Here is a 7,187-nt window from a genome sequence, read left to right as displayed (position 1 = left end):
AGATGTCGTTGGTCGAGATCTCCGCCGCGTTGATCAGCCAGGCGATGAGGAACAGAACCGCCGCGATGATGGCGAGCACGGTGTACATCCCTTCGGATCGGCGGCACCGGGCCGGTGCCGTGTCACGCGTATGCCCCCGACCGGTCGCGTGACACCGCGGAAAGCACCACGCGCTTCGTACAGTGGAGGGACCGGGACCATCCGCGGCGCACCGAGGCCGGGAGCGGTCCGTCCCGCACCCGCCCCACCGGAGCACCCATGCACGACCCGTCCACCGCACCGGACGACGGCCCCGGCACCCTGTTCGGCCTCGACGCCCTGACGCCCGGTCCGCCGGCTGCGGCGGCCGCCGCCGGCGGACCGCTCTTCCGGGACTCCTCCACCGCCCGCCGTCTGCTGCCCGTCCGCGAGATCCACGCCGAGCCGGCGGCGGCCGCGTCCCCGCGCGGCCGGCAGATTCTCGCCCGCTTCCCCGACGCCCGCGTCGTCGAGGTGGACTCCCACTGGCGCGTCCCCGGCCTGCACGGCAACGAGGGCAACGTCGAGCGCTGGGTGCGGATCAAGGGTGAGACGCTGGTCCTGGGCGAGAGGAAGACGCTGACCACCCGCCCCAACGGCCGTTCCGCGGACTGGATCGCTCCCGGCGCCTCCAACGGCTGCGCCATGGCCTGCGCCTACTGCTATGTGCCGCGCCGCAAGGGATACGCCAACCCCGTGACCGTCTTCACCAACATCGACCGGATCATCGCCCACCTCGGCCGGCACATCGCCCGGCAGGGGCCCAAGCCCGAGCCGAACCAGTGCGACCCCGAAGCCTGGGTCTACGACGTCGGCGAGAACGGCGACTGCTCGGTGGACGCCCTGATCTGCGACAACACCGCGGACCTGGTGCACGCCTTCCGGCAGTGGCCGACGGCCAAGGCGTCCTTCGCCACCAAGTTCGTCAACCCCGACCTGCTCGCCCTCGATCCGCGCGGCCGGACCCGGATCCGCTTCTCCGTGATGCCGCCGGACGACTCCCGGCTGCTGGACGTGCGCACCTCACCGGTGGCCGAGCGCATCGCCGCGGCCGGCGACTTCCTGGACGCCGGCTACGAGGTGCACTTCAACCTCTCCCCCGTGGTGGTGCGGCCGGGCTGGGAGGAGGCCTGGGCGGGGCTGCTGCGGCACCTCGACGACGTCCTGCCGGACCGGGTCAAACGACAGGCCGCCGCCGAGGTGATCACGCTGACCCACAACCGGGAACTGCACGAGGTCAACCTCGGCTGGCACCCGCGCGCCGAGGAGGTGCTGTGGCGGCCCGAGCTCCAGCAGGCCAAGCGCTCGGAGAACGGCGCGCTGAACGTGCGCTACCGGAACAGTGTCAAGGCCGGGGCGGTGGAGCGGCTCCGGGCGCTCGTCGCCGCCCATGCGCCCTGGCTGCGCGTCCGGTACGCCTTCTGAGGGCGCACCGCCCAGCCGCGCTCCGCGTCGCTCCGGGCGCCGGGCAAGGCGGACCTGACGTCGGATAACGTGCCGGGTGCAACCGTCCGCCGGAAGGCCACTTCCGGCAAGCACACACCTGGGGAGCCGGCCTTGCCGCACACGATCGACGCGACCGGAGAACGACCGGGCGCCGTCACCGAGGAGGGCTGGGTCGAGCTCGGCTCGCGCGCGGAACTGCGCGAGCTGCTGGGCGAGCCCTGGCCCCTCGTCATAGACAAGGTCCACGACCGGCTCACGGACGAGGACCGGGACATACTGGCCCGCTCCCCCTTCTGCCTGCTGGCCACGTCCGACGCCGGGGGCGGCTGCGACGTCTCGCCGCGCGGCGACGCGCCGGGCTTCACGCACGTCCTCTCACCCGGCACCCTCGCCCTGCCGGACCGGGCGGGGAACCGGCGGGGCGACAGCTTCCACAACATTCTCGACAATCCGCACGCCGGACTGCTCTACCTGATCCCCGGCGGCAAGGAGGTACTGCGGATCAACGGCCGGGCCCGCATCCTCACCGACGCCCCCTTCTTCGACGCGATGGCACGGGACGGGCGGCGTCCGGACCTCGCCCTGCTTGTGGAGATCGACGAGATCTACCTTCACTGCCCGCAGTCCCTGAACCGGGCGGGATTGTGGAAACCCCAGTCGTGGCAGGTGAGTTGAGCCAGTCGCCCGGCCGGCGGCGAACGGGGCGCCACGGTCGCCGCCGAAGCTGTGTGAGCCCCGTCTCTACCAGCGATTTTTAGGTTAGGCTAACCTTCGCCACGTGAGATCTGGTGAAGACGCAGCCGGCACCCCGCGCCTGCGCGGTCATGAACTGTCGGCGACCGGTGTGACCGTGGCGTACGACGGTGTCGATGTCGTGCACGACGCGGAGGTCCGGCTCAGGCCCGGTGAAGTGACCGTCCTGGTGGGACCGAACGGCAGCGGCAAGTCGACGCTGCTGCGGACCGTCGCCCGGCTCCAGCGTGCCCGCAGTGCCACGCTCAGCATCGACGGGGACACCGACGGCCTGGCGCTGACGTCCCGTGAGTTCTCGCGGTTCGTGGCCCTGCTGACGCAGGGGCGTCCGACTCCCGGCGGGCTGACCGTCCGGGACGTCGTCGAGTTCGGCCGCTATCCGTACCGGGGCCGCTGGGGGCGGCCGGACCCGGACGGCCCGGCCGCCGTCGACCGGGCGCTGGCGCTCACCGGCGTCGACGGCCTCGCCGACCGCGGCGCCGACCACCTGTCCGGCGGGCAGTTGCAGCGGGTGTGGCTCGCTAGCTGCCTCGCCCAGGAGACCGGCGTACTGCTCCTGGACGAACCGACGACCTACCTCGACCTGCGCTACCAGATCGAACTCCTCGACCTCATCCGCGACCTGGCCGACGACCACGGCATCGCCGTCGGTGTCGTCCTGCACGACCTCGACCAGGCCGCGGCCGTCGCCGACCGGATCACGCTTCTCGAAGCGGGCCGCATCGTCGCCGACGGCCCGCCCGAGGACGTGCTGACGCCGGAACGCCTCAGTGCCGTCTACGGCATCCGGATCGACGTCGACACCGACCCCCTGACCGGCCGGCTGCGCACCCGCCCGATCGGCCGCCACCACATACGAACCCCCGAAAGGCTCGGCACCACCTCATGAGACGCCTCCTGCTCACCGCGGCCGCCACCACCGCCGCGGCGCTCACCCTCGCCGCCTGCGGCACCACCGAGCCCGCCGCCGACAAGACCGAGAAGAAGGCCTCCGAGGCCATCACGCTCAAGGATGGCAAGGGCACCGAGGTGAAGCTCGACGGCCCGGCCACCAAGGTCGTCGCCACCGAGTGGAACGCCGTCGAGAGCCTCGTCTCGCTGGGTGTCGACCCGGTCGGCGTGGCGGACGTCAAGGGCTACAAGACGTGGGACACCTCGGTCCCGCTGAAGAACGAGCCCAAGGACATCGGTACGCGCGGCGAGCCCAGCATGGACACCGTCGCCTCCCTGGCCCCCGATCTCATCGTCGCCACCACGGACCTGCCGCCCGCCGCCGTGAAGCAGCTGCGCGAGGTCGCCCCGGTGCTGGAGGTGAAGTCCGCCGACGGCACCGACCAGATCGGGCAGATGCTCGACAACGTCGACCTCATCGCCAAGGCCACCGGCACCACGGACAAGGCGAAGACGATCCGCGCCGACTTCGAGGCGAAGGTCGCCGAGGGCAAGAAGGCCCTGGCCGACGCCAAGATGGCCGGCCAGGAGATCGCCTTCGCCGACGGCTACGTGACCTCCAACCAGGTCTCCATCCGCCCCTACACCGCGACCTCCCTCATCGGTGAGGTCAACGAGGCGATCGGTCTGAAGAACGCCTGGAAGGTGAAGGGCGACGAGGCCTACGGTCTCGCCTCCACCGACGTCGAGGGTCTGACCGCCCTGCCGGAGGGCACCCACTTCGCCTACATCGGCAACGACGACGACCCGAACGCCACCCCGTTCACCGGCGCGCTTGCCGAGAACTCGGTGTGGAAGTCCCTGCCCTTCGTGAAGGCCGGCGACGTGCACCGGCTGAACGACGGCATCTGGATGTTCGGTGGCCCCGGGTCGATGGAGGCGTACATCGACGCCGTCGTCGGCGCGCTGACGAAGTAGCGAGGCCATGGCCGTCACCGCAACCAAACCCGCTGCCCGTCCGTCGACGGCTCCCACGTCCCGGTCGGGTGCGGCCGCGGTGACGGCCGGGCTCGTCCTGCTGGTCGCCGTCCTGGCCGTCGCCGACATCACCCAGGGCACCGCCGCCGTGGGACCCGCCGAGGTGTTCAAGGCCCTTACCGGGCAGGCAGATCCGGACGACGCGTCCGTCGTGATCGCGTCCCGGCTGCCCCGGATGGCCGCGGGGCTCCTGGTCGGTGCCGTCCTCGGCACGGCCGGTGCCGTGCTCCAGGCGGTCAGCCGCAATGTGCTGGCGTCCCCCGACACCCTGGCCGTCAACGCGGGTTCCTACCTGGCGCTCGGACTGGTCGGCGCCACCGGCGTCTCGCTCCCGATGATCGCCTCCTCCGGCGTCGCCTTCGCCGGCGGCCTTGCGGCGGCGGCCGTCGTGCTCGGCCTGTCCGGGCTCGGCACGGGCACCGTCCGGCTGGTGCTCGCCGGTACGGCGCTGATGCTGGGGTTCAACTCCATGACGGAGGGACTGCTGCTGCTCTTCCCCGAGCAGACGGACGGCCTCTACCAGTGGAACCAGGGCAGCATCGCCCAGAACGGCTTCGACGGCGTCCTGCAGATGCTGGCCATCGCCCTGGCCGGGCTCGTGGGGCTGCTGCTGACGGCCCGTCGGGTGGACGCGCTCGCGCTCGGCGACGACGCCGCGCGCGGCCTGGGCGTCCCGGTCCGGGCCACCCGGGTCACGGTCGTCGTCCTGGCGGCGCTGCTGTCCGCCGCCGCGGTCACGCTCGCCGGGCCGATCGGCTTCGTCGGCCTGTGCGCACCCGCCCTCGTCCGCCCGCTCGCCCGCCGGTTCCGCGGCTTCGCACGATCCCGAACGGCCATGCCGGCGGCGGCGCTCACCGGCGCGGCCCTGGTCCTCGGTTCGGACGTGCTGCTGCGGGCCTTCGTCGCGGACGACCTCTCGGTGGCCGTCCCCACGGGCGTCGTCACCAGCCTGGTCGGCGCCGTGTTCCTGGTCGTCATGGCGCTGCGGCTGAAGGACACGGCCGGGGCCGGCGCGCCCGACCGGTTGCGCATCCCGAGCCGGACGGTGTTCCTGGCCACCGTGGTGGCCCTGGCCGCCGTCCTGGTCGGTCTCGTGATCGCCGCCGTGCTGGTCGGCGACAGCAAGCTGCTGCTCGGTGACGTCGTCAACTGGGCGCAGGGGCGGGCCGGGCGGACCGTCTCGTTCGTCCTGGACACGCGGGTGCCCCGGGTGCTCGCCGCGCTCTGCGCGGGTGCGGCGCTCGCCCTGGCCGGCACGCTGGTGCAGGCGGTGACCCGCAACCCGCTCGCGGAACCCAGCGTCCTGGGCGTCTCCGGCGGGGGCGCGCTGGGTGCCGTGGTCCTGGTGACCACCGCGCCGGTCGCCGGGACGTGGGGGGTCGCCGGTGCCGCTTTCGCGGGGTCCGCCGTCACCGCGGTCCTCGTCTTCGGGCTCGCCGCCCGGGGCGGCTTCCAGCAGAACCGGCTGGTCCTCGTCGGCATCGGTGTCGCCGCCGCGACGACCGCGCTGATCAGCCTGCTGATCGTGCTCACCGACCCGTTCAACGCGACGAAGGCGCTGACCTGGCTGTCGGGTTCCACCTACGGGCGGACCATGCCGGACATCGTGCCGGTCGCGCTGGCGCTGACCGTGGGCATCGGTGTGGCGGTCGCCCGGCGCACCGAGCTGGACCTGATCTCGCTGGACGAGGACACACCCCGGCTGCTGGGCCTTGCGCTGGGTCCGGGACGCCTCGGGTTCCTCGTGCTCAGCGTCGTACTCAGTTCGACGGCCGTGGCCTGCGCGGGCACCATCGGCTTCGTCGGGCTCGTGGCCCCGCACGCGGCCCGCGCCCTCGTGGGCCGGCGGCACGTGCGGGTCGTGCCCGTCGCGCTCCTCCTCGGCGCCACGCTCGTCTGCGCCGCCGACCTCATCGGCCGCACGGTGATCGCGCCGGCACAGCTCGGCGCGGGACTCATGACGGCGGTCATCGGTACGCCGTACTTCCTGTACCTGCTGGTGCGCAGCCGCCGGTAGGTGCCTCCGCCCCCGGCCGAAAACCGGGTGACGCCGATCGCGTGCCCTCGTACGGTGCCGGGATGGACCGACGCGCCGCGGACGGGGGCCGCGAGACCCTGCTGAACGTCATCGACCTGGAGGCCACCTGCTGGGAGGGGCAGCCGCCGCCCGGCGCGGTGAGCGAGGTCATCGAGATCGGGCTCGCCGTGGTCGACCTCGACGCCCGGGAGCGCGTGAGCCGGCACCGCGTCCTGGTGCGGCCCTCCCGCTCCCGGGTCAGCGCGTTCTGCACCGAACTCACCGGCATCACCCAGGCCGAGGCCGACCGGGGCGTGAGTTTCGCCCAGGCCTGCGCCACGCTGGTGCGGGAGCACGGCGCGGGCGTCCGGCCCTGGGCGAGCTGGGGCGACTACGACCGGCGCCAGTTCGTCCGCCAGTGCGCCGCGGACGGGGTCCCCCATCCCTTCGGCCACCCTGCCGAGCGCACGCACACCAACGCCAAGGCGGTCTTCACCGACGCCCACGGGCTGGGCCGCAGGCCCGGTATGGCGCGGGCTCTCGAACTCGCCGGGCTGCCGCTGGAGGGTCGGCACCACCGTGGCGTGGACGACGCCTGGAACATCGCGGCGCTGGTGCTTTGGCTGGCCGACCTGGGAGCCTGGCCCGCTGTCGGAGGGCGTGGCGGGTCCTGACGTCGCCGCCGAACAGTCGGGCACGTCCTGGTTGGCGGCGTGACCGTTGTTAGACAGACCGTCAAGTTACTGAACCGTAATAAGCATGGCGCTACCCGTGGTAACCCCTGGCCGGTTACGGTCCCGTCACCCCACAGGAGCAGCGCGACCACGGCCCTCTCCCACCGGACCGCGGCCGACCGGTTCCGGCCCTTCCCCAGGAGGTTCGCCATGCCCCCACGCCCACGCACGCTCGCCGCGGCCGTCACGGTCGCGCTCGCCCTCGGTGCGCAGGCCGTCCCGGCCGCCGCTGCCGACGGATCGGCCACCGACCCGGCCACGGAGGTGTCCCGCGGCGTCGAGATACCCGC

The 7,187-nt window shown here is 72.7% G+C and carries 6 protein-coding genes; all 6 read left to right on the top strand.

All coding sequences use genetic code 11. From position 1 onward, the window contains the following. The first annotated feature begins 258 nt into the window (after positions 1–258). The 6 genes from EBH09_RS34655 to EBH09_RS34630 all read left to right on the top strand — a co-directional run bounded on the left by EBH09_RS34655 (position 259) and on the right by EBH09_RS34630 (position 6,837). Complete coding sequence (locus EBH09_RS34655) at positions 259–1,443, top strand: spore photoproduct lyase family protein (RefSeq protein WP_121750752.1); 1,185 nt, start codon at positions 259–261, stop codon at positions 1,441–1,443. Positions 1,444–1,575: 132 nt separating this feature from the next. After that, positions 1,576–2,139: an MSMEG_1061 family FMN-dependent PPOX-type flavoprotein gene (locus tag EBH09_RS34650; protein ID WP_121750751.1), complete on the top strand. Its 564-nt coding sequence runs from the start codon at positions 1,576–1,578 to the stop codon at positions 2,137–2,139. 103 nt (positions 2,140–2,242) lie between these two features. Continuing rightward, positions 2,243–3,106 carry a siderophore ABC transporter ATP-binding protein CdtA gene (cdtA, locus tag EBH09_RS34645; RefSeq protein WP_121750750.1) on the top strand — a complete coding sequence of 288 codons (864 nt, stop codon included), beginning with the start codon at positions 2,243–2,245 and terminating at the stop codon, positions 3,104–3,106. Beyond that, complete coding sequence (locus EBH09_RS34640; RefSeq protein WP_121750749.1) at positions 3,103–4,086, top strand: iron-siderophore ABC transporter substrate-binding protein; 984 nt, start codon at positions 3,103–3,105, stop codon at positions 4,084–4,086. The genes cdtA and EBH09_RS34640 overlap by 4 nt, the downstream gene beginning before the upstream one ends. Positions 4,087–4,093: 7 nt before the next feature. Beyond that, positions 4,094–6,163, top strand: a complete 2,070-nt coding sequence (locus EBH09_RS34635; protein WP_121750748.1) for an iron ABC transporter permease — start codon at positions 4,094–4,096, stop codon at positions 6,161–6,163. A gap of 62 nt (positions 6,164–6,225) precedes the next feature. Then, the gene (locus tag EBH09_RS34630) at positions 6,226–6,837 is read left to right on the top strand and encodes a 3'-5' exonuclease (RefSeq protein WP_121750747.1); all 612 of its coding nucleotides are present in this window, start codon (positions 6,226–6,228) and stop codon (positions 6,835–6,837) included. The last annotated feature ends 350 nt before the right edge of the window (positions 6,838–7,187 follow it).

Origin of the sequence: Streptomyces sp. E2N166, assembly GCF_003671715.1 — a bacterium.
GTDB lineage: Bacteria > Actinomycetota > Actinomycetes > Streptomycetales > Streptomycetaceae > Streptomyces > Streptomyces thinghirensis.
The sequence above is the reverse complement of the archived record's forward strand: the minus strand, read 5'-3'. Positions and strand labels throughout refer to the sequence as shown.

What these genes read in the sequence shown, in the direction of transcription:
- EBH09_RS34655 (WP_121750752.1), top strand. Translation starts at nt 259, where the DNA reads ATGCACGACCCGTCCACCGCACCGGACGACGGCCCCGGCACCCTGTTC.
- EBH09_RS34630 (WP_121750747.1), top strand. Translation starts at nt 6,226, where the DNA reads ATGGACCGACGCGCCGCGGACGGGGGCCGCGAGACCCTGCTGAACGTC.
- EBH09_RS34635 (WP_121750748.1), top strand. Translation starts at nt 4,094, where the DNA reads ATGGCCGTCACCGCAACCAAACCCGCTGCCCGTCCGTCGACGGCTCCC.
- EBH09_RS34640 (WP_121750749.1), top strand. Translation starts at nt 3,103, where the DNA reads ATGAGACGCCTCCTGCTCACCGCGGCCGCCACCACCGCCGCGGCGCTC.